Origin of the sequence: Campylobacter sp. P255 (assembly GCF_003627915.1) — a bacterium.
Classification (GTDB): Bacteria; Campylobacterota; Campylobacteria; order Campylobacterales; family Campylobacteraceae; genus Campylobacter_D.
Genome location: NZ_NREN01000005.1, coordinates 79615 through 100801 on the forward strand (window position 1 = coordinate 79615; position 21187 = coordinate 100801).

25 protein-coding genes are annotated in these 21187 nt (G+C 30.9%); 1 reads left to right on the top strand and 24 read right to left on the bottom strand.

Annotated features, from left to right (window positions below):
• Window positions 1-4 precede the first annotated feature (4 nt).
• The 17 genes from CKA54_RS03810 to mqnP all read right to left on the bottom strand — a co-directional run bounded on the left by CKA54_RS03810 (window position 5) and on the right by mqnP (window position 11760).
• Entirely contained in the window at window positions 5-343 is a 339-nt protein-coding gene (locus CKA54_RS03810) for a YraN family protein (RefSeq protein ID WP_120760121.1), read from the bottom strand.
• Window positions 344-1597 carry a homoserine dehydrogenase gene (locus tag CKA54_RS03815; RefSeq protein WP_120760122.1) on the bottom strand — a complete coding sequence of 418 codons (1254 nt, stop codon included), beginning with the start codon at window positions 1595-1597 and terminating at the stop codon, window positions 344-346.
• Window position 1598: 1 nt separating this feature from the next.
• Window positions 1599-2801, bottom strand: coding sequence for an LL-diaminopimelate aminotransferase (locus tag CKA54_RS03820; RefSeq protein ID WP_120760125.1), 1203 nt, complete (start codon window positions 2799-2801; stop codon window positions 1599-1601).
• Between the two features lie 12 nt (window positions 2802-2813).
• Window positions 2814-3620, bottom strand: coding sequence for a hypothetical protein (locus CKA54_RS03825; RefSeq protein WP_120760126.1), 807 nt, complete (start codon window positions 3618-3620; stop codon window positions 2814-2816).
• The gene (locus CKA54_RS03830; protein WP_120760128.1) at window positions 3614-4507 is read right to left on the bottom strand and encodes a hypothetical protein; all 894 of its coding nucleotides are present in this window, start codon (window positions 4505-4507) and stop codon (window positions 3614-3616) included. Before CKA54_RS03830 ends, CKA54_RS03825 begins: the two co-directional genes overlap by 7 nt.
• Complete coding sequence (gene rlmB, locus CKA54_RS03835; RefSeq protein ID WP_120760130.1) at window positions 4500-5180, bottom strand: 23S rRNA (guanosine(2251)-2'-O)-methyltransferase RlmB; 681 nt, start codon at window positions 5178-5180, stop codon at window positions 4500-4502. The genes CKA54_RS03830 and rlmB overlap by 8 nt, the downstream gene beginning before the upstream one ends.
• A 19-nt stretch (window positions 5181-5199) precedes the next feature.
• Window positions 5200-6018: a 16S rRNA (cytidine(1402)-2'-O)-methyltransferase gene (gene rsmI, locus CKA54_RS03840; protein ID WP_120760132.1), complete on the bottom strand. Its 819-nt coding sequence runs from the start codon at window positions 6016-6018 to the stop codon at window positions 5200-5202.
• Window positions 6018-6218, bottom strand: coding sequence for a 50S ribosomal protein L31 (rpmE, locus tag CKA54_RS03845; protein WP_039666086.1), 201 nt, complete (start codon window positions 6216-6218; stop codon window positions 6018-6020). The genes rsmI and rpmE overlap by 1 nt, the downstream gene beginning before the upstream one ends.
• Window positions 6219-6295: 77 nt before the next feature.
• Complete coding sequence (locus CKA54_RS03850; protein WP_120760134.1) at window positions 6296-6958, bottom strand: 16S rRNA (uracil(1498)-N(3))-methyltransferase; 663 nt, start codon at window positions 6956-6958, stop codon at window positions 6296-6298.
• Window positions 6959-7369 (bottom strand): hypothetical protein, encoded by a 411-nt coding sequence (locus CKA54_RS03855; protein ID WP_120760136.1) that lies wholly within the window; start codon window positions 7367-7369, stop codon window positions 6959-6961.
• Between the two features lie 2 nt (window positions 7370-7371).
• Window positions 7372-7569 (bottom strand): cytochrome C, encoded by a 198-nt coding sequence (locus CKA54_RS03860; protein ID WP_120760137.1) that lies wholly within the window; start codon window positions 7567-7569, stop codon window positions 7372-7374.
• Window positions 7569-8153, bottom strand: a complete 585-nt coding sequence (locus CKA54_RS03865; protein WP_120760139.1) for a 6-carboxytetrahydropterin synthase — start codon at window positions 8151-8153, stop codon at window positions 7569-7571. Before CKA54_RS03865 ends, CKA54_RS03860 begins: the two co-directional genes overlap by 1 nt.
• Window positions 8150-8899 carry a 7-carboxy-7-deazaguanine synthase QueE gene (locus tag CKA54_RS03870; protein ID WP_120760141.1) on the bottom strand — a complete coding sequence of 250 codons (750 nt, stop codon included), beginning with the start codon at window positions 8897-8899 and terminating at the stop codon, window positions 8150-8152. The genes CKA54_RS03865 and CKA54_RS03870 overlap by 4 nt, the downstream gene beginning before the upstream one ends.
• Window positions 8899-9867 carry a GTP 3',8-cyclase MoaA gene (gene moaA / locus CKA54_RS03875; protein WP_120760143.1) on the bottom strand — a complete coding sequence of 323 codons (969 nt, stop codon included), beginning with the start codon at window positions 9865-9867 and terminating at the stop codon, window positions 8899-8901. Before moaA ends, CKA54_RS03870 begins: the two co-directional genes overlap by 1 nt.
• A gap of 9 nt (window positions 9868-9876) precedes the next feature.
• Complete coding sequence (locus CKA54_RS03880; RefSeq protein WP_120760145.1) at window positions 9877-10398, bottom strand: hypothetical protein; 522 nt, start codon at window positions 10396-10398, stop codon at window positions 9877-9879.
• Window positions 10391-10894: a hypothetical protein gene (locus CKA54_RS03885; protein ID WP_120760146.1), complete on the bottom strand. Its 504-nt coding sequence runs from the start codon at window positions 10892-10894 to the stop codon at window positions 10391-10393. Before CKA54_RS03885 ends, CKA54_RS03880 begins: the two co-directional genes overlap by 8 nt.
• Window positions 10885-11760, bottom strand: coding sequence for a menaquinone biosynthesis prenyltransferase MqnP (gene mqnP / locus CKA54_RS03890; protein WP_120760148.1), 876 nt, complete (start codon window positions 11758-11760; stop codon window positions 10885-10887). Before mqnP ends, CKA54_RS03885 begins: the two co-directional genes overlap by 10 nt.
• Before the next feature lie 69 nt (window positions 11761-11829).
• Between mqnP and miaA the strand changes: the two genes are divergently transcribed.
• Entirely contained in the window at window positions 11830-12705 is an 876-nt protein-coding gene (miaA, locus tag CKA54_RS03895) for a tRNA (adenosine(37)-N6)-dimethylallyltransferase MiaA (protein ID WP_120760150.1), read from the top strand.
• Here miaA and CKA54_RS03900 read toward each other — a convergent pair.
• From CKA54_RS03900 to nuoI, 7 genes are read right to left on the bottom strand one after another with little or no spacing between them, the layout of a single operon-like run.
• A complete protein-coding gene (locus CKA54_RS03900; RefSeq protein WP_120760152.1) occupies window positions 12696-15059 on the bottom strand; it encodes a tetratricopeptide repeat protein in 2364 nt (787 codons plus the stop codon). The genes miaA and CKA54_RS03900 overlap by 10 nt on opposite strands.
• A 24-nt stretch (window positions 15060-15083) precedes the next feature.
• On the bottom strand, window positions 15084-16481 hold the full coding sequence (locus CKA54_RS03905) for an NADH-quinone oxidoreductase subunit N (RefSeq protein WP_120760154.1): 1398 nt from the start codon (window positions 16479-16481) through the stop codon (window positions 15084-15086).
• Window positions 16481-17950, bottom strand: coding sequence for a NuoM family protein (locus tag CKA54_RS03910; protein ID WP_120760156.1), 1470 nt, complete (start codon window positions 17948-17950; stop codon window positions 16481-16483). The genes CKA54_RS03905 and CKA54_RS03910 overlap by 1 nt, the downstream gene beginning before the upstream one ends.
• Window position 17951: 1 nt before the next feature.
• Window positions 17952-19754, bottom strand: a complete 1803-nt coding sequence (nuoL, locus tag CKA54_RS03915; protein ID WP_120760158.1) for an NADH-quinone oxidoreductase subunit L — start codon at window positions 19752-19754, stop codon at window positions 17952-17954.
• Window positions 19742-20053, bottom strand: coding sequence for an NADH-quinone oxidoreductase subunit NuoK (gene nuoK / locus CKA54_RS03920; protein ID WP_039664868.1), 312 nt, complete (start codon window positions 20051-20053; stop codon window positions 19742-19744). The genes nuoL and nuoK overlap by 13 nt, the downstream gene beginning before the upstream one ends.
• On the bottom strand, window positions 20053-20559 hold the full coding sequence (locus CKA54_RS03925; RefSeq protein ID WP_120760160.1) for an NADH-quinone oxidoreductase subunit J: 507 nt from the start codon (window positions 20557-20559) through the stop codon (window positions 20053-20055). Before CKA54_RS03925 ends, nuoK begins: the two co-directional genes overlap by 1 nt.
• On the bottom strand, window positions 20552-21184 hold the full coding sequence (gene nuoI / locus CKA54_RS03930) for an NADH-quinone oxidoreductase subunit NuoI (protein ID WP_039664604.1): 633 nt from the start codon (window positions 21182-21184) through the stop codon (window positions 20552-20554). Before nuoI ends, CKA54_RS03925 begins: the two co-directional genes overlap by 8 nt.
• Between the last annotated feature and the right edge of the window lie 3 nt (window positions 21185-21187).

The window sequence follows — 21187 nt, forward strand, 5'->3', positions numbered from 1 at the left end:
TCTCTTAATAGCTAATGTTCTCTAGTAGTTTTATATCATCTTTGTATACACAAAGTAAATCTAATTGAAAATTTTCTTCTCCTTTGTGTTTCATAAAGTAATATTGTATTGTTTTTACAAGTTTATGATATTTTTTCACATCTAGTCGATATGCCACTTCATAATTACCTTGTGTACTTTTTACTTCAATAAAATGTAAAATTTCATCTTTTTTAGCAATGATATCAACTTCTCCAAATTTAGAATGAAAATTTCTTTGAAGAATTTCAAAACCATGTTTTTTTAAATATTCACAAGCTAAATCTTCACCTTTTTTCCCAAAAAGATAGTGCAATAAAGCCATCTAATCTTCAATTCCCATCATAAAAACATCGCCTTGGACAAATTCTTGCTCTTGCAATTTTTGAATAAGTACTTGTATATTTTTCTCATAAGTTTGATGAGTGATGAAAAACAAAGTGCTGTAATCTTGCCTTTCTTTTTTTGGTTTTTGCAAAAAAGTATCGATGGAAATTTGGTGCTCACTCATTAATTGTGTGATTTTTGACAAAACCCCTATTTTATCCAACACTTTTAATCTTAAATAATATCTTGTATAAATTGAATCTTTTTCTAAAAGTTCATAAGAAGTATCGTTTAAATATCCAAAAATGGCACTATTTTTTTCTTTTCTTGCAATGTCAATTAAATCTGCTATAACCGCACTTGCAGTTGCTTTGCCACCAGCACCTGGGCCATAATACAAACTTTCACCTAAAATATCCCCATAAACGCTAATAGCATTCATCACACCATCAACTTTAGCTAACATTCTATCTTTGCTTAACATAGCAGGATGAGCTCTTAGCTCTATTTTTCCCTCTTTAATTTTAGCAATACCCAAATGTTTTATAGTATATTCAAATTCTTTTGCAAAATAAATATCCTCATCACCAACCTTGCTAATACCTTCGATCAAAATATCTTCAGGTTTTACTCTTAAGCCATAAGCGATATTAGCCAAAATCAAAAGTTTATGCGCTGCATCAAAACCTTCGATATCAAAAGTTGGATCCGCTTCAGCATATCCTAATTCTTGAGCTTTTTTCAAAACCTCATCAAATTGGGCATCATTTTCAGCCATTTTACTTAAAATGTAATTGCTAGTCCCATTTAAAATACCCTGAATTGAAACGATATTATTAGCGCTTAAACCCTCTTTTAAAATTTTAATGATAGGAATTCCGCCTGCCACACTAGCTTCATAACCAAAAGCTGTGTTTTGTGCTAATTTCTCAAGCTCATAGCGATGATAAGCAAGCAAAGCTTTATTGGCAGTCACAACCGCTTTTTTTCTCTGTAAAATCTTTGAAATTAATTCAAAAGGTAGCTCTATACCACCCATTAATTCTACAAAAACATCAATATCATCACGATTTAAAATTTCATCAATATCATTTACCACAGGAATTAAGGCATTTGGTTTTGCACTTCTTGCTAAAGCGACCACCGGAATAATTTCCTCATCACATCTTGCTTTGATTAATTCTTGATTTTTTAATAATGTTTCAACAACAGCACTTCCAACTGTCCCATAGCCTAAAATTGCGATTTTCATTTTATTCTCTTAAATATTTTTTGATATTTCTAGCAGCCTGACGAATGCGATTTTCATTTTCTATTAAAGCGATTCTAACATACTCATTACCTGCCTCACCAAAACCTACTCCTGGACTTACTGCAACATTTGCCTTTTGTAAAAGTTGTTTAGAAAATTCCATACTACCAAGATGAGCTTTGCTTTGCGGAAGTTTTGCCCATACAAACATACTTGCATTTGGTCTTTTTAATTCCCAACCTGCTTGATAAAATGATTCTAGCAATACTTCCAACCTTTTTGCATAAGTTGCTTTGATCTCTTCAACACAAGTTTGATCTCCATCTAAAGCAATAGTTGCGGCAACTTGTATTGGAGTATACATACCATAATCAAACCATGATTTAATTTTCTTCAAAGCACTGATTAAGCGTTTGTTTCCCACAACAAAACCTACACGCCAACCCGCCATATTATAAGATTTTGAAAGTGTATAAGTCTCTACTGCTACATCTTTAGCACCTTCAACTTCAAAAATAGAAGGGGTCTTATAAGAACCAAAAGTCAAGTCCGCATAAGCAATATCAGAAATAATATAAAATCTTTCTTTTTTTGCCATAGCTACTAATCTTTCATAAAAGCTCTTTTCCACAGTAACAGTTGTAGGATTGTGTGGAAAATTTACCACCACATATTTTGGACGTGGAATACTCTCATGCAGAGTTTTTTGCAAATTTTCAAAAAAAGTATTTTCATTTAACTCATAATTCTCATTAAAATCAAAATTCATTGTCGCTACATTGCCACCTGCAATGATAAAAGCCTGGGTATGAATAGGATAAGCAGGTGTAGGTACAATAGCCACATCGCCCGGATTAATCACTGCTCTTGCTAAATTTACAAAGCCTTCTTTAGAACCCATCGTTGCAACCACTTCACTTTCAGGATCTAAATCAACATTGTATTTTCTTTTATACCAGTTGCAAATCGCGAGTCTTAGTTTATAAATTCCACTCGAAGCAGAATAACCTGAAGTTTTGTCTTTATTTGCACTTTCACAAAGCTTATCTATGATATGCTGCGGGGTTTTTCCATCAGGATTTCCCATAGAAAAATCTATTATATCCTCCCCTGCTCTTCTTGCCGCCATTTTAATTGCATTAACTTCAGCAAAAACATAATTTGGAAGTCTTTCTATGGTATTAAAATGAATTTCATCAAACATTGTCCGTCCTTTTTAGCGTCTTAAGTAAATTTTTAAACCCCTTTTAATATTATCAAGGCTAAACATATCCCCTATAATAGCATATTTTGCTCCTAATGGGATATTAACATTAATTTCGTTTTGTTTATGTGTATTTTCTACGCCTTGAATAAAATTTAAGTTTTTATCTAAAAATTGAATTTTACAAAACCAAGAATCAAGATTATGCGCACTTAATTCCATGCTTTTTGCACCTTGTAAATCAACAATATATTCTCTCAAAGGTTTACTAAGCTGAATGATGGTATTAAGAGGAATTTGGGTATTGATTTTAGGCTTTGCTTTTGAAAAATCTAGCTCGTATTCATAGTTTAATTCAGAAATTTTAAAAATATCCTTAATAAAAACAGAACTTGATAATAAAGCTTTATAAAAAACCCCTGGATCAAGCATATATTGAGAATCTACTGCTAGTTTATAAGTGATATAATTTTCTCTTAAAGTCAACTCTGTAGGTATAAAATATACATAACCTAGCTCATTTAAAGTGTCGTTGATAGTTTTAAAAAATAAAACCGAATCAGCCTGTGCCTTAAAACTAAAGGTGAGAGTTTTTGGCTCATTTAAAATAAAATTAGCCAAAGAATTGGTTTTTAAAATTTGCGATATGGTGTAAATATCAACATTGCCATACTCATCTTTATAATCATTTCTTGCAAACAAAAGCTCCAACTGTGCGTTTTTAGAGTCATCATTAACAATATGTTGCGCTACTTCTAAGGCACTTAGCGCAAAAGCATTAAGCGTTAAAACTATAGAAAATATGAAAATTTTTACCATAATTTTCCTCTATTTTCTTTAATAAATTCAGCTTTAGTGATTTGTTTGATTTTTCCATCTTTAATCATTAAAAACTTAGATACTCCGTTTTTAAATTCTAAAGTTTTATTGTTTTCATCATTCAAGCTAAATGCAGCGTGTCCTGTAGTAATAAGCATATCCTTATCTAAAGACAATACATAATCATTTTTTATCGTCAATGAAGTTTTTCTATAGTTTTTTAAATCTATCATTCCAAGCCAAAGTTCTGCGCTAGGCTTTATCACACTTTCATTCAACAAAACTACTTCTTTATTTATTAAAGTTGAATTATCTTCAGTGCTTTTGGTGCTTTCAATTAATTTTGTATGATTTTGATCAATATCCAAATTAATAGCATTAGTTTCATTGCTTTCGTTGTTTTCTTTTGGAATAGAAATTTCATCTAAAAAGAAATTAGGCGCATGGCTTTCATTTTCATCTATTTTTTCTTCTAATATGATTTGTTCTTGGTTTAAAACATTAGTAGTATTTTCATCAAGAATGGAACTTTGAAAAAATCTCGAAACACCCCAAGCCAAAGCTACTATCAAAAGCACCACCACAATGATAACAACATACCAAACACTTGAACTTTCTTTGGTGTATGAGTTCATTCTCGGTGAAATATGTACTTGGTTTTTTCTTTCTATGCCATTTTCTTCTAAATAAGCATGATATTCTTCTAAAAAAGTGGAAAAATCAAGCTCATATTCTCTTTGTAAAATTTTTATAAAACCATTAACATTAAAACGTGATAAAGATTTAAAATCTTTATTGATGATGTACTCAAGACAAGTTAATTCTATCTGGGTTCTTTTTTGAACTTCTAATAAATTTAAATCTTCTAATTTTTTCCAACTATCCATTTTTCATCCTATCGCAAAGTATTGCAAATGCTGCACTTACATTTAAACTATCAAAATCATTGTGCATTTTTATACCCACACACTCATCACACTTTTTAAGCACCTTAGGAGCTATACCAAAACCCTCGCTCCCCATAATTAAAACCTTTTTTTCTTTTGCTTTGATGGTATGTATATCACTGCCCCCACTTGCACTAGCATAAATATAAAAGCCTTTTTGTTTTAATTCATTGATCATACTTAAAACATCATCATTTAAAACTATCTTCATATCCAACGCTGCACCGCTGCTTGCGCGAATAACCCCATCAATGGCCACACTTTTTGCCACTAAAATTACACCATCAGCACCAAGCGCATAAGCACTACGGACAATAGCACCGATATTTCCCACGTCGCTAATATTGTATAAAATAACTATAAAGTCTTTGTCTTTTAAACTTTCAAAAGAACTAAACTCATACTCGCTAATATCCATTAAAAAACCCTGATGATTTCCACCTCTTGCTAAACTTTGAGCAGTTTTAAAATCAAGTTTTTTGATTTTTTTAGATGCTTTAGCTATTTTGGAAAACTCAGCTTTTTCACATTCTTTTGCTAAATAAATTTCGTTAATTTTTTCCTTGTGTTTTTCTAAAATATAAAAAAACACTTGCTTACCATAAACTATCATTCTTCAATGATAGCTAATTTCAACTTAAAAGCAGTTTTTGATAATTTTCTTTAGGTGATTTTGCATTGATTTTTGAAAGTAATTTTGCTTTTGCTTTTAAAGGCAAATCAAGCTCATAAATATCTTGCTCACACAAGGTATTTTCATGAAATTGTTTTTCTTTAGCATTTACAACCACACACCATTCACCACGCAAATCCATTGTTTTTAAGCATTTTAAAACATCTAAAGCGCTAGATCTTAACTTGGTTTCAAATTTTTTTGTTGCTTCTTTTATGATAAAAATTTCTCGTAAAGAGTCAATTTTACTAATTTCTTCTACCAAATTTAATATTCTTGTAGGCGCTTCATATACTATACTAGGATAAGGATTAAGCATTAATCTTTCGATATCTTTTTGTCTTTGTGGATTCTTGTTGGCCAAAAAACCCATAAAAATAAATTCTTTTTGACAAAGTGCACTTGAAACCAAAGCAAGCAAGGCAGCATTAGAGCCTGGTAAAACCTCATACTGAATATGGTGTTTTATCGCATAATCGACAAGAAACTGTCCCGGGTCACTAATACCTGGCATACCCGCATCACTTAAATACGCGATATCTTGATCAAAAAAATTCTCATCTATCTTTGCTAAAAAGTCTTTCTCATTATGAGTATGCAAGGCGATATATTTATCGGGTTTAATTTCTAAACTAAATTTTTCGTTAAGAAGATGGATTAAAGATTTGCAAACTCTTGTATCTTCGCACAAAAAGAGTTTGCATTTTTGTAAAATTTCTAAAGAATGAAAAGAAATATCGTTTAAATTTCCTATGGGCGTAGGAATAAAATATAACATTATTGCATTGCGTATTTTTTCTTAAATTTCTCTACACGACCCGCAGCATCAACAATTTTTTCACTACCTGTAAAGAATGGATGGCAGTTTGAACAAATATCAACTTTAATTTCTGATTTATTTGACTTAGTAGTAAAAGAATTTCCACAAGCACAACTAACTTTGCATTCTACATATTCTGGATGAATTTCTTTTTTCATTGTTTATCCTTTTTCAAAACATTAAGGCGTAATTATATAAATATTTATATAAAAAATAGCTAAATTTAAGCGTGTTTTTAAATTATAAACTTAGAAGCAACCCCGATTAATGCTGTTTGTGCTTTAAGGATAAAATTTGCTTGCAATTTTGCCTTTTTGACTTTTTCCTCTCTTTCTTGCTGCGAAAATCCTCCTTCAGCACCCACTAAAAAAACCCATTCTTTAGGATCAAAACTCATCAAATCTTCACCATCAAAATCAATCAAAACGATATTATCATAAGCTTGCTTGAATGTTTTAAAATCATCAAAGCATTCAAGCTGCATCAAAGAAGCACGTCCACACTGCTGAGAGGATTCTATTAAAATTTTTTCCATTCTTTTAAAATCTAACTTGAAATTTTTTTGCGAGAAGTCCATATAAACCAAAGAAAGTTTCGCAACTCCAAGTTCATTTAAAAAAGGTAAGGTTTTTTCTATGGTTTTTGGATCAATCACTGCTAAAGCTAGATGAAGATAAGACTTTAGCTCCTGCTTATCTTCTTTTTTATCTTGCAAGCTTAATACACAAGATCGTCTAGAAAGCTCGATACACTGATAAGTATAAGCAAACTCATCTTTTAAATTTTTTAATGTGATACACTCACTAAGCTTTATTCTTCTAGCTTTTAAATGTAAAAAAGCTTCGTTATTTAATTCTATTTTGTCAGCACCGCTTTGTGAGTGAAATAAAAACTGCATTTAAAGATAAAACCTTTGAAGCAAATAAGGCACAAAAAGTAAGCATATACCCAAACACAAGATAAAAAAACTTAAAAATCTAAATTTGGCATAACGCTTAAATAACCTTGCTTTTTTAAATAGCACAAACTGATAAATAGCTAAAGCAAAAACTAAAATCCAACAAAGCCACATGGAAAGTATATATAAACTCAATTCAAAATGTTTTAAAGCCCAAAGCAAACTTCCAGTAAAAAGCGTGATTGCTAAAAATAAATAATAAATTGGTAAAAACAAACGAATTCTTTTTATAAATATAAACTCTTGTGAAAAGCTACTTTGAGTTAAATACAAATAAAACAACATCAAAAAGCCGTTTGCATATAAACTATACACATGCAATGCTAGAAAAAATTCATAACTTTGATCCATCACTATCCTTGTGTGTTATTTTCATCTTGAATGTCATCATCAACAGGTATAGGCAGCGTATCATCATTGATTATCACATTAGAATCACTTTGCTCTATTTGCACCTGCTCAGTTTGCACTGGTCTTTTTACGTTTGCACTCTCTTCATTTGAACATGCCATAAAAAATAATACCGGAATCATCCATAATAATTTTTTCATCACACCTCCTTTTGATTGACAAAAATAAAATTCGCATCTTGAAGCTTTTTAAAGAAATCTTTATCTTTCCATTCGTTACATATCGCCTGTGAAAACTCAATATCAGCTAAATTAATTTTTGGCAAAAACTCACTATAAGCATCTTCTCGAAAACCTTGGGCATAACCCGTTCTTGTTTCATGCACAATAATACTTTTTAAGCTTACGCCTTGTTCACCATTCATCATTTTGGTTTTTAAAAGCAAGGTGTCAATCAGCACAAAAAACACGCGTACAAAATTTTCTGCGCTGACATTCACAGGTAAACTTACCCATCTTTGAGAGTGTTTTTTCATATCTTCTAAATAAGCTTTGTCATCATCTTGATATAAAGTAATAGCATGATCAAAACTATCGATAATTTGCTTAATTTCATCTTTTAGCAAACCAAAATCATACACCATTCCAGCATTATCAAGATATTGGCTTTCAAGTAAAATTTCTACCTTGTAAGAATGTCCATGTATACTCGTTTTACATCGTTTGGAGCTACAAAATCTAACAATATGAGCATTTTCAAATTCAAACATTTTTCTAATAATCATACGCCTTCTTTATCTCCCCAAATTCTAATATGCATTCTATCAGAGTAATTATATCCATTTTTTATACAAAATTCAGCAACACTTAAGGCATTTTTAGAAATTTCTAATCCATTTGCACCCATAGGCATGCAAAAAACTTCATTTTTGCAAATTTGTAAGATTTCTTTGATTTCTTCTAGGGCTTTATTCTCCTCTAAAAAATCCCTATCTAAAACAAATTTATAAAAGCTATCTCTAGGATATTTTTTAAAAGCCTTTAAAGCTTTTTCATTAATTCTTTTTTCCTTTTTTACTCCGCTATTGCTTAACTTTACCCCTAAAGCAAAATAACACTTTTTATACAGTGGGTATTTTTCAAAATCAATTTCAATACTTGCATTGGTTTCAAAATGTACTTTAAAATCGTTTTCTAAAAGCAAATTAACAAAACACAAAAATTCTGGTTTTTGATAATTCAACAAAGGTTCTCCACCTGTAATGACAACTATAGCTTGGTGTGAATTTGCGAGTTTTACAACCTCATCAAAAAGTTCTTTTGCTTTATATGATTGATAACAAGCTTTAAATTCTTGAGTAAAAACCGCTCTAATGGTATCACACCCTAAAAGTATTTTAGAGTTTTGTTCTTTTTTCACCCCAAAGCCAATACAATTAAAATTGCACCCGGCAAATCTAACAAAAACAGCCAAATTTCCGCTATATTTTCCCTCACCTTGCAAGCTTAAAAAAGTTTCGACAACTTCCATTATCCACCTGTTTGATAAAAAGCTCTTGTTGAACTTTGATTGTTTTCGTTTTCAGCCCATCTGTTTTTTTCTGATTTGTTTTTTATCACCGTTTTTAAAACCTCACATGCTCCTGCTATGTCTTTATTGCGTATAGCTTTTTTAATGCTTAAAGCCTCATCATAGTACAAACAAGGTATCAAAAGACCTTCAGCAGAAAGTCTTATGCGATTGCAACTATCACAAAAATCATGGCTATGTGGATCAATAATACCAAATCGATACCCATCTTCAAGCTCATAAATAGTCGCAGGCGCGTTAGGGGTTTTTTGTCCTTCTTTAAAAGAATATTTTTGAGCAATAATATTTAAAATATCTGCAGATTTTAATCCTTTTAAATCTCCATAAGCATGATAGTTTTCCATAAATTCTATAAAACGAATTTGGCTTTTACGTGCTTTGGCAAATTCCAAAAGATCAATAAATTCACCATCGTTAATCCCTTTAAGCGCCACGGTATTAAATTTAACATTAAAGCCCAAATTTAAAGCCTCATCGATCCCATTTAACACATCTTTGAGTATGTTTTTTTGAGCTAACTTAAAAGCTACCTCTTCTTTTAAAGTATCTAATGAAATATTGATTCTTTTCAAACCTGCTTGTCTTAAATCTTTTGCTTGCTGTTTTAACAAAGAAGCATTGGTGGTAAGTGCTAAGTCTAAATCATGCTTATACTCACTAATCATTGCGATAAATTTATACAAATCTTTTCTTACTAAAGGCTCTCCACCTGTAATTCGAATTTTTTTAACCCCCTCATCAATACAAACTTTAACAAACATGAAAAGTTCTTCAAAAGATAAAAGGTTTTCCTTAGCACTCCATTCAAATGGAGTTTTTGGCATACAGTAAAGACAGCGAAAATTACACCTTTGCGTTACTGAAATTCTTAAATAATCAATCACTCTTCCATAACTATCTACTAACATCAAAGGCCTTTATATTAATTTATTAAATTTTAAAATCAACTCTACTCTTCCCATACCTATACGCAAATCCTTTGCGATTTGTTCTATAGATTTTTTTTGATTAAAAAGTTCGATAACCTTTTGCTCTTCATTGTCATAACTTGGACTTAATTTAGTAAAGCTTTGAGTTTTTTGTTCTAAATTCAACAAGCGATTTTTTTGCTCACTTTGAAAATCTTCTATCACTTCTTCTACTTCTTTTAAAGCACTTAAAATAGGAATAACATTTTGATTGATTTTTTGCTCTAAAACCTGCAAAAGCTCCTCTTTTAGCTCTTCTTTAATCATTTCTGTGTCAATTTCTTCTTTTTCTTGTTCTTGCTCATCTGCACTTTCTTTTTTTAAGTAATGATATTGTTTATTTAAATCTTCAATCATCTTGCCAAGTTCGTTAATCTTAGCGATATTTTCTTTTTCTTTAATCATCATATAAGCAAACATAGCAAAAATCAATAAAGCCACTATTAGCCATAACAATAAATCACTATCCATTTTCTTGCTCCTTTAAAATCTTAATCATCGCTCTTTGCATATTTGCAACAAAATTATCATACGCTAGTTCATCTTCAGCTTTTATTTGGGTAATTTTTGCTTCATTTTCACTTAATGCTTTAAAAAAAACGCTTACTTTTTGACCATTTAATTCAAACCTAGCATAGTATTCCTCATCTTGCACTAAACATTTGTCCTTAAACTGAAAATGTGCAAAATTTACCCCAACAACAAAGGCTTTATATTTTAAATCTGTAAATAATTTTGTTTTGTTAATATCGTTTTTGATCCAATACAATTCTTGCTTGATATCCATAAGCAAATCAAAAATAATCTGCTCGCCTTCACTAAATTCAACCCTTGCAGCAAGTTTTTTCCATTTACTTAAATTGACATAATTATTACTAGAAAGATACTCTTGCAAAAACTCATCATATCTTGTTTTACATTCTTCAAACTCCAACTCCAAAGAGCTTTTAAAAAAATTTATCTCCATAAAAGATCAACCCAAATAAAAATAAAAAATACTATACTCAAATAACCATTTAAAGTAAAAAACGTCTTATCGATTTTTGCGAAATTCTTTCTTACAATACGGTGCTCAAAAAATAAAATCACTGCGCTAATTATCACTCCCAAAAATGCAATATTACCTGTTGGAGCTACCCAAACAAACAACAACCAAAAAAGCACAGCTAGCACATGGCAAAATGCCGAAATAAACAAAGTCGCTTCTAGTCCAAATTTGGCAGGTATAGAATGTAGTCCTGTTTTTTTATCATACTCCATATCTTGCAAAGCATACAGCAAGTCAAATCCGGCCGTCCAAAAAGTAACACCCAAACACAAGATCACACTATAGATTTCGATTTTTCCTAAAACAACTATACTACCAGCAATAGGTGCAAGACCCAAACAAAAACCAAGTATCAAATGTGCCAAAGATGAAAATCTTTTAAAAGCTGAGTAAATAGCTAAGATAAAAAGCACCGGTAAAGATAATGCAAAAGCAAGTTTATTGATAAAATAACTCGCCAAAACAAACACAATAGCATTTAAGATAATAAACAACAAAATACTCGTTTTGCCAATACGCCCATCAATATTAGGCCTATTTGCACATCTTGGATTATTTCTATCAATATCCTCATCCATTAAACGGTTAATCGCCATTGCAAAATTTCTTGCACTTACTGCACAAATAACACCCAAAAATAAAGCTTGCAAACCAAACCATGTGCTATTTTTTGCAATAACAGAGGCCACAATCATCGATGTAAATAAAAATGGTAAAGCAAAAATCGAATGTTTAAAGACTATTAAATCCAATATATCTTTTAATTTTTCTTTTAATAAAGGCATTTTTTCTCTTTATAATATATTTTTGTTATGATTTTACTAAAATAATTTTAAATTTAGGATATTTTTACAATGTTTTTTGAATTTGCTCTCATTGGGACTACCGCAAGTGGCAAAACCGAACTTGCAAATAAACTAGCATATGAATTTAATGCGTGTGTTTTAAGCCTTGATAGTCTTTGTGTATACAAACAAATCAACATTGCTTCGGCAAAAACCGACCAAAAAACCCTAAACGAACTTGATTATTTCGGTATTAATTTGCTTGATGTGGATATGCATTTTAATATTGCTTTGTTTTATAAAGAGTACGAAAAAGCAAAAAAATTTGCACAAGATAACCAACGAATTCTTATCATAACAGGTGGGACTAGCTTTTATTTAAAAGCTTTAATGGATGGTTTGAGTGAAAATTTCAAAGAAAGCCAAAGCACTCTAAGTAATCAAGCAATTTATGAACTAATGGTGCAAATTGATCCAAATGCAAAAATAGAAAAAAACGACACCTATCGCTTAAAAAAATGGCTAGGAATTTATGAACAAACCCAAAAAATTCCTAGTGAAGTTTTAAAAGAAACACGCAAAAAGGCTCCGATTGATAAGATTGATATTTTTGAAATCAGCTGGCACAAAGATCTTTTAGAAAAACGTATTGCCAAGCGTACGCAAAATATGCTTGATGAGGGTTTGATTGATGAGGCAAAAATGCTTTTTGATCATTATGATCATGACTTAAAACCACTCAATTCCATAGGTTTAAAAGAATGTAAAGATTTTCTAGATCAAAAAATCACCCAAAAAGAGCTACTAGAACTTATCATCATCCATACAAGACAACTTGCCAAAAGACAAAGAACCTTCAATAAAAAATTTACAAAAGAAATTTTGGATTATGAAAAAGCTTATATTGATTTAAAAAATTATATTTTATCAAAGACTCATGGCTGAGTGTTCAAAACACCCATTTTGTCTTTGCATAAATTTTGCCAATTGCTTGTTGCATTAATGTCTAAACATTTTTGCAAACTTTGTCTTTGTTGATTTGTTTGATTTAAATCTTCATATACATTACTTTGCATATAAAACGCACGTGCACGCTCATCATCTTTTAAAGGATTTGCCAACAAATCTTTAAACAAAGTCAATGCTTTTTGTGCTTGATTGCTTTGTCTTAATGCTTTGATATAAATAAATTCCAAATCTGGGCTAAAAAGATTTACCCCTATTAAATTTTGATAATCAATTGCCTTTGGAGCATATGTTAAAATGCTTGTGATGAAATTATTTCTCTCACAATAACGCAAAAACTCATAATACAACTCTACCATACGATAATTCATCGGAAATTGCTCTAGTTTTTGCAATGTTCTTATCATAGCATTATAATCTTGCAATTTAAGCTCAGCAAAAAACTTAATATAATTTGCTTCAAATTTTTCATTATCGCTGATAATGGTTCTTGTGTTTAAAATATCATTAATCATCTTTATAGCATTTTGGTAGTTCTTGTCCTTTAAAGCCAAATCTGCACTTTGAAGTTTATAAAAAATGATATCATCATTTTCATTTTCAATGATATATTTTTTTGCTTCTTCCATACGCGTTGTACGCTTAAAGCACTCAAGCATTCGTTTTTTATTTTGAATTTTACTTCCTACATTATAAGCTTTAAAATCTTCATAAATTTTGACCGCATCTAAACACTCATCATTTTTTAATTTTTGATCTAAAACCAAAATCGCAGCCTGCTCTAATAATTTTTTAATTTCTTTGTTAGAATATTTTTCTATATCTTTTTGATATGCCACTACTTTTTCATAATTTTTTTCTTGAAAATACAATTCAACATTATCAAATAAAGCCTTACTAGCAATTTCACCGGCATACTTTTGCATAATCTCTTCATATCTTTGATGTAAAAAGCTTGCATTGGTATCTTTTAGATATAAGAAATTTTTATCTTGTGCTTCTTTAATTAAACTTAAAAATTCTCCTAAAGGAAATTCCTCTGCATATAAGTCAAGATATTTTTGTGCTTTTGTGTGTTCATTTGCATTAAGCAAAGACAAAGCAAGATCCTTAAGCACTCTTTCATATTCATTTTCAACCTTGCTTAAATGTGTGAAAATATACTCATAAATTTTAGAACTAATATCATACGCTCTATTGTTGCTAAATGCCCTTGCTACTAGCAAAGAATTATCCAAATCACTCATAAAAAATTGAGGATTAGAGTCTAAAATTTTACTAACAAGCTCCTTAGCCTCTTTGACATTTTGCGTTTCTAGATAATTTCTTGCCAAAAACAATGCAGCTCTACTTGCCAAATCAGCATCTGGTGTAGAGTAATACACATCTTGATAAATATTATTTGCAGTATTTTTTTTACCCAAATGATACAGGTAGTCTGCATAATCAAGTAAAGCCATAATGGTGTATTTATCACCTTTATGCTCTGTATTTAAAGTATCGATGATGTATTCGACATTTGATCTTTGCGATAAGCCCATATAAATTCTCATCATAATATACATAACTTCCGTATAATCTTTGTCGTTAATATAAGTCCTTAGCCATTTTTTTGCATCTTCTAGCATTTGCTCTAAGACCTGCTGATCTTTATCAAGCTCGTATGTAAAAAGTTTATTTTGCACTCTTAACTTGTACAACTCAAACTCATTCATAAATACACTACCTTGATAACGCTTGATAGCATTGGTTGCATCTCTTAAAACTTGATCATATTTTTTTGCTTCATATTCTTGCTTGATGTTAAAATAAGTATTAAAATCAGCACTTTTTGAAGTTTCCATAGGATTAGAATTTAAATCTAAAGCACCAATATAAGGCATAAGTGCGTTGTCAAAGTATATGTCAAAATTAAGTCCATCACTAGGTTTGAAATAACGCAAATCTTTAGTAAAAATAAATACAAAATGTTTGGATTGATCACCATTTTGGCTTTCAATTTCTTTAGCATTAAAGATGTCTTGAGAATAGCTAAACATTTTAGATAGTATTTTAGGATAAATTTTGATTGTTAAAAAAGTTTGGTGCTTTTCAAAATAAATCGAAAAGTCATCAAATTCCTTGTTTTGAAACTGCATACTGCTTACACCTAAAACATTACATTCAAAGTGTATTTTTTCAAATTCAAAAACACTTCTACATGTAAATTCTTTATTATCTTTTAGATGTAAAAGCGTAAAGGGTCGGTTATGCTCCTCCCCTTGATTAACAACAATTTCAAATGAAAACGCATAGCTTATACTGAGTAAAAATAAAAATAAAAACCTTATCATAAGCGTGATTATAGCAATATTATTTTACAAAAGCAAAAACACACATGAAAGACTTCCTACAAGACATAGACTTAAAATCACTTTTTGTTTTACATCTAAATTTCCTGCTTCTATTTCTTGTCCTTTTTTAAAGAAAATATAAATTAAAATCTTCAAATACGCATAAAGCATGATCATAGAACTTAAAGCTATGGCAAACACAAGCACATAATATCCTGAATTTAAGATAGAAGCTAAAATTAAAATTTTACCCCAAAAGATACCAAAAGGTGGTATGCCCGCTATACATAAAATAAAAATAGCTAAAACGATTGACAAAACAGGTCTTTGATCAAACAAACCCGAAAAACTCTCAAACGAACTTTTTTGAAATAAACTTAAAATCAAGAAAATTCCATAATTTACAAATGCAAAAGAAATCCAATACACAAACAAAGCAAAAATTGAAAGCAAGTAAGAAGTGCCATCTCCTTGAGAACTCACACTCATACTCGAAACAATAACAGCTAATATAAAAGAAGAATGTGTAATCGAACTATATGCAAGCATTTTCTTTGCATCTTTTTGAATTAAAGCTACGATACTAACTGCCAACATAGAAAAAATAGCTAATAATGCCACTATATATTCAAATTTCACTCCACCTCCTAAGGCAGAAAAAATTCTCAAAACCACTATGATCATGGCAATTTTTGGCACAATAGAAATAAAAGCTATAAAATTAGTATGCACTCCACAATATACATCTTTTAGCCAAAAGTGAAAAGGCGCAATAGAAAGCTTTACGCCAACTATCACCAAAAACATCACTCCTGCACAAAGCAAAATAGGATCTGAAATATATTCAGAATGCAATAAATTATCCAAATCTAAAGACTTAGTTTTTAAATACACAAAAGCGCACGCAAACACAAAAAATCCAGCCCCAACCGCAGCCAAAGTAAAATACTTAATGCTAGAACTCACAGCATTATGAGTGCCTCTTAAAGCAATGAGTGTATAAAGTGCTAAAGATGAACCTTCTAATGCCAAGAAAATAACAATTAAATTAGTGCTAGAAACCATTAAAATCAACGATGCAACCATAAATAAAAACAAAGAGAAAAATTCGGGTTTTTGCTCATCTTTATCAATCAGTAAATAAAGCATCGAGAAAGCCAAAATTACAATTTGAGCAAAAATGGCATAATTATCACTAACAAACAACCCAAAGAAAGCATGAGAATCTTTTAGCCCAAAGCCATTACAAACCAGCAAAAAGCACAAAGTACTAAGCAAAGCTATAACACTTGCTCCGATATAAAAATTTCTTGAAAGATTTTTAAACGCTCCCAGCAAAAGCAACACAATAGCCCAAAAAAGCAAAGACAACACAGGAAATAATAATACAAAATTTAATTTGTCTAAACTAAAATCACTCATTAAAAACCTCTTATACTATCTATGATCTTTTGATTTTCTATTGCAATATTTCTTGTTTGCATAATCTCAAGAACAGTATTAACATTAGAAGCAATTTGATCAAGCATTGTACTTGGTGCCACACCTAAGTAAATCACCAAGGCACTCAACACACTTAAAACAAAAATTTCACCTTTTTTTAGTACCAATTTTTCTAATTTTTCCTCACTAGCGTTAAAAAACATATTTCTATAAATATTTAACATGTAAATCGCACCTAAGATAATGACCCCGCCTGCAAACAAAGCGTACCATAAATTCACACTCGCAACACCTTGTAAGATCAAAAACTCTCCAACAAAAGAAATCGTTAAAGGTAGCGAGATAGATGAAAACAACAATACCGCGAAAAAGAAACTAAACAAAGGAGTATTTTTAGCCAAATTTTTATAAAAATCCAAATCAAAAGTATGGTATCTTTTATAAAGTATATAAGCTGCTAAAAACAAACCTCCTGTCACAATACCATGAGCAAACATATAAAATACAGAACCACTTACTCCATTATAAGTAAAAGTAATAATCCCTAAAATCACTACACCCAAATGCGAAATAGAACTATAAGCAATTAGCTCTTTTAAATCCTTAGTTCTAAAAGCAATCAAAGCTGCATATAAAATCCCAACTATACATAAAACAGCAAGTAAAGAATAATAATGATTTAAAGTATCAGGCGTTAAAGGCAAAATAAATCTTAAAAAGCCAAAAGGAGCCATTTTAAAACTAACAAGCATCACAGACACTAGCGTTGGACTTTTAGCATAAACTTTAGGTGCCCAAGTATGAAAAGGAAACAAAGGACTTTTGATCGCAAAAGCGATAAAAAATCCTAAAAAAACAAGGTTTTGTGCATTTTCAGGTATAAAAAATTCACTTTTATACCAAGCCAACAAATCAAAACTCCAATAACCAAAATTTTGATAATACAAAAATCCTACATAGATAATAGCCAAAAGCATTAACATAGAACCACAAAATGCATAAATAAAAAATTTAATCCCTGCTTTATAGTTGTTAGAATATCTTCCTATTAAATAAATAAGAGGAATAAGAGAAAATTCCCAAAACACATAAAATAACAATGCATCTAATGAAGCAAATAATCCTATAATACAAAATTGCAATAAAAATATACTTACAACAACACTTTTATCTTGTATATCCAAACACACAAAAGATAAAAAGATCATAATAGAACAAAGTAACATCAAATAAAGTGCTATAGCATCAACACCAATATGAAAATTAACAATTAAAGAATTTAAACTAAATTCATAAGCTATACCACCATGATAATTTAACAACAAAAACACATTTAAAGCTAAAATCAAAAAACTTACTAAAATAGCAAAAGACTTACTGTCTTCTTTTTGCAAAAACAAAGCCACAAAAGCTGAAAAAAATGGAAATAACATTAACAAACTAAGCATTTTACACCGCCAAAGCCAAACAAAATAAACACACAAAAGCTAAAATCGAAATTCTCAACACCAAAGAATAATCCTTACCCACGCTAAGAAATCTAGCAAAACTTCTAAGGAAAAACGCTATGCTATTAACCAAGGTGTCCAAAATTTCCTTATCGCTTTTTCTTAGAAATTCGCAAAACAATGCATATTTATCCACAACAAATTGATGATAAAATTTTGGTATATAATATTCATTCGACAAAAGCTTATATATACTTGTTTTAGAAAGTGAAGGTTTAAACCAATCCTTCCAATAAGCTATGATAGCTAAAAGCACACCCAGTATAGCCGCAGCACTTGCAAGCACCATAACCAATGGATTTTGCCCATCAATAAAAGCTAAATTTCTACCAACAAATTCCATAAAACTATGCTCAAACAATCCTGCGATAATTGCAAGCAAAGCCAAAGGACTCATTGCAAGTAAAGCAATCTTACTAGCTTCATGAGGGTGCTCTTCGTGTCTTTTTGGAGTAAAAAACACTAACATCAAAAGTCTAAAACTATAAAAAGCTGTCATAAAAGCAGCGATTAAAAGCGCTAAGAAAATTCCGTGATGATGACTAATAAAAGCAAAACCTAATATCAAATCTTTAGAGAAAAAACCTGCAAATGGATAAATTCCTGCCAAGGCTAAAGAACCTATCAGCATTAAAATCGCACTAACACGCATGCTTTTATAAAGACCACCCATTTTGCTAATATCAAGCCTATCATTCATCGCATGCATTATATTTCCTGCACCTAAGAATAACAAAGATTTAAAAAACGCGTGCGTTGCCAAGTGAAACAAAGCTATTGCGTACGCTCCAAGACCTGCCGCTACAAACATATAGCCAAGTTGCGAAAGTGTTGAATAAGCAATAATTCTTTTTAAATCTTTAGCTACCATAGCCATTGAAGCAGCAAAAAGTGCCACAAAAGCTCCTAATATAGCAACAAAATACCCCACCTCAGGAACTTGCAAGTAAAGCTCTCCTGCACGAATTACCAAATAAACCCCAGCAGTAACCATGGTTGCAGCATGAATTAGCGCAGATACCGGAGTAGGTCCCGCCATTGCATCAGCAAGCCAGGTGTGAAAAGGAAATTGTGCGGATTTACCCATAGCACCAACAAACAATAAAATCGCAATCAAAATTAAAATCGTATTGTCTTCATGTCCTAGCGATAAAAGCGCAAAAAACTCATCATACTTTAAAGAATTAAATTCGATATAAATTAAGAAAATTCCCAAAAGCAAAGCTAAATCAGCTATACGGTTCATGATAAAGGCTTCATTTGCGGCAAAAGTGTATTTTTCATTGTGATACCAAAACCCTATCAAAAGCCACGAACAAAGTCCAACACCTTCCCATCCTATAAAAAGACCTAAGAAATTATCGCTCATGATCAAAAACATCATTGAAAATACAAAAAGCCCTAGGTAACTAAAATAACGATTATATCCCTCATCATGCTCCATGTAAAAGATGCTATATAAATGCACAAAAGTTGCAACTATACTAACCACACACATCATGATCAAGGTAATAGAGTCTATTTTAAATCCAAAATTCACATCTACTAAAGATATCCATGTACCAAGCTCGAAGTTAAAATGTATTCCTTTGCCTAATAAAACGAGTGAGGAGATAGCTGAAAAAGCGATCAATAATGAAGCTATATAACCTAAAATAATCCTTTTGTCACTAAAAGCAAAAACACCTAAAATAACCGCTGAAACTAAGGGTGAAAACAGCGCCACCAAAGCTAGATTTTGCATTTTGTTTCTCCTTTTTCAGCTAAAGAGCTAAGCTCTAATGTTCCTGTTTTTCTATACCATAAAACACAAAGCGCTATCCCAACTGCAACCTCGCAAGCTGCAACCCCCATAACAAATAAAGCAAAAATCTGCCCCTCGATATCATTATGCGAAGCACCTGCTGTAACTAAAGCTAAATTAGCAGCATTTAATAAAATTTCACTTGAAATAAAAAGCATAATTAAATTTTGGCGTTTGATAATGCCTATTAGACCAATGATAAACATCAAAATAGCCACAATGTAGTATTTTTCTAACATCATTGCTCATCCTTTTTTATATTTTTTTGAGTTAATGCTATAGCGCACACCAAAGCTATCAAAAGTAAAATAGCCATAAATTCAAAAGCAAGCATATATTTTGTAAACAAAGCAAAGCCAATTTGCTCGGTAGAACTAAGATCATAAGTTTGAGTGTTTTCATTTAAGCCAAAATTATATCCCATGATGATACTAATCAATAAAACTGCACTAAAAATTACAGCAAAAATAAACACTCTTTTGCCTTTTAGACTTTCTTTTACTTTAATCGAAGCATCAAAAAACATCATCGCAAAACTATAAAGCCCTAAAATAGCTCCACTATAAACGATAATCTGAATCGCTCCAATAAATTCGGCATTCAGTAAAAAATAAAATCCGCTTAAAAAAACCATCGCAGCCGCTAAAGAACTAATAGCATAAAGCACGCTTGTGCTTAAAACGCTAATCAAGAAAAATCCCAACACCAAAACACTTAATATACAAAAAGCTATGATTTCAAACATTTTCTTCCTTTGGAGCATCTTGTTGTCTTTGCAAATCTATCTCATAATAATTTGGGGTTTTCTTTACTAAAGTATCAGCATCTTTTCTAAGACTACCACTACCTTCAAAAACAACTTGATTTTTAAGCTCATCAATAGGGGTTAAAAAGTCTTGTTTTTGACCAAAATAAGATCTTTGCTCGGCTGCATTTTCATACTCTTTACCATGTACAATAGCCAATTCAGGACAAACATCAGCACAAAAACCACAATAAATACAACGTCCTAGGTTGATACTATAATTTTCAACCTTTTTACGACCATCTTCACTTAAGCTTGTTTCCATTCTAATACAATTACTAATGCAAATTTTTTCACACAAGCCACAACCAATACAACATTCATTTTCACTTTCAATAAAACGCATTAAACGATGTACAGCGCGGTAACGATTATCTAATGAAACTTTTTCCATAGGATATTTAATTGTCGCGCTATTATTTTTCTTCAACATTTCTCTTAAAACTACAAATAACCCCACAAAAAGTTCTGTATTTAGCGAACGCTTAATTACTTGCATCAGCTTTTCATAAGCAGTTTGTGGATTTTTACGTTCAAAATCTACTTTAAAATAACCCTTTTTCATTGT